Origin of the sequence: Haloarcula sp. CBA1122, assembly GCF_009741785.1 — an archaeon.
Lineage (GTDB): Archaea > Halobacteriota > Halobacteria > Halobacteriales > Haloarculaceae > Haloarcula > Haloarcula hispanica.
In genome coordinates, this window is sequence record NZ_WPCB01000106.1 from 1 (window position 1) to 1,300 (window position 1,300).

Annotated in this window: 1 protein-coding gene and 1 pseudogene; both read right to left on the reverse strand. The window is 69.0% G+C overall.

Features of this window, described 5'->3' with window-relative positions:
- Window positions 1–176: 176 nt before the first annotated feature.
- Window positions 177–1,049: an ABC transporter permease gene (locus tag GJ630_RS19350; RefSeq protein WP_191450776.1), complete on the reverse strand. Its 873-nt coding sequence runs from the start codon at window positions 1,047–1,049 to the stop codon at window positions 177–179.
- Window positions 1,046–1,300, reverse strand: a pseudogene (locus tag GJ630_RS19355) (DUF4162 domain-containing protein); the annotation flags it as partial. The pseudogene GJ630_RS19355 and the gene GJ630_RS19350, both read right to left, overlap by 4 nt.

A 1,300-nucleotide genomic window follows, 5' to 3' on the forward strand; every position in this document is an offset into this window, starting at 1 on the left:
GCCCGCGAGCGACTTACCGAGCGGACGGTCGCGCGGCGCTACGAGACGATGGCCGGCGGGTTCGTCGGCCTGCTCAGCGGGACCGTCGCGTAGCGCACGCGGGTTCCGGCGGGCACCGGGAGGGCCGAAACGCTTCCAGCGGATTCGGCGGGCGGAGAGGGGGCAGGGCGGCCCGGTCACGCCACCTCGGACCCCGTCGCACGGCCCATGAGCCAGACGGAGACGGCACCGAAGACGACATCGAGCGCACAGAGAACCGCGAGCGCCGGCACGAGGGTGTCGTAGACGCCGCCGAACGCCGTCACCTCGACGACTGTCAGCACGTCCCGACCGAGGACCAGCGCTCGAATCGCGTCGACGCCGTAGGTGACCGGATTGACCGTGGCGACCACCTGCACCGACTCTGGCAGCGAGGACGCGGGGAGAAACGCCGAGGAGAGGAACAGTAGCGGGAACAGCAGGAGGTTCCCGACCGCGTCGAGCGTCTCCTCGTCCCGGGTCGCCACCGCGACGGCGTTCGAGAGCGCCATGTACCAGAGCGCGAAGAGGACACAGACGAGGGCGATGCCGAACAGCCCCACGAGTCCGGTCTCGACGGTGGCACCCATCGCCAGTCCGAGGCCGAAGATGACGAGCACGTAACAGACGAGGCGGAACAGTTCGGCGGCGGCCTTGCCGGCGAAGACGGCGGTCCAGCGCATCGGCGAGACGGTCACCTTCTCGAACATCCCCGTCTGGAGGTCCTCGACCAGTCCGAGGCCAGAGGAGAGCGAGGACGACATCGACACCTGGACGACGGCCGCGGGAAGGACGAACTGGAGGTAGCCGATGCCCTCGAATCCGGCCCGTTCGAGAGCGAGGGTGCCGACGTCGCCGAAGACGGCCGTGAACATCAGCAGGGAGAACACCGCCATGAAGAGTTCGAGGAAGACGACGGTCGGATTCCGAATCGCCTTCCGGGTCCACCGCTTGAAATTGACCCAGATGTCTCCGACGAGGGAGTTTCCGGCCGACCGCGACGGACCGGCGTCGACGCCCGCGGAACTCATCGTGTCCCTCCGGACGGTCCCGGCCCCGTCTCGCCGTCGTCCCCGGCGTCGAAGCCATCGGTTCGCCCGTCTGCGATGGCGAAGAAAACGTCGTCGAGCGTCGGTTCGTCCACGTCGAACCCGGTCACGGCGACGCCCGCCTCGCGGAGCGCAAGCAGGTAGTCCGTGCCGCGCTCGGCGGCGTCCGTCGTCGTCACCCGAACCGTGTCGTCGACGGTTTCGACCGTCGCGTCCGGACCGAAGCGCGTCCC

What these genes read in the sequence shown, in the direction of transcription:
- GJ630_RS19350 (WP_191450776.1), bottom strand. Translation starts at nt 1,049, where the DNA reads ATGAGTTCCGCGGGCGTCGACGCCGGTCCGTCGCGGTCGGCCGGAAAC.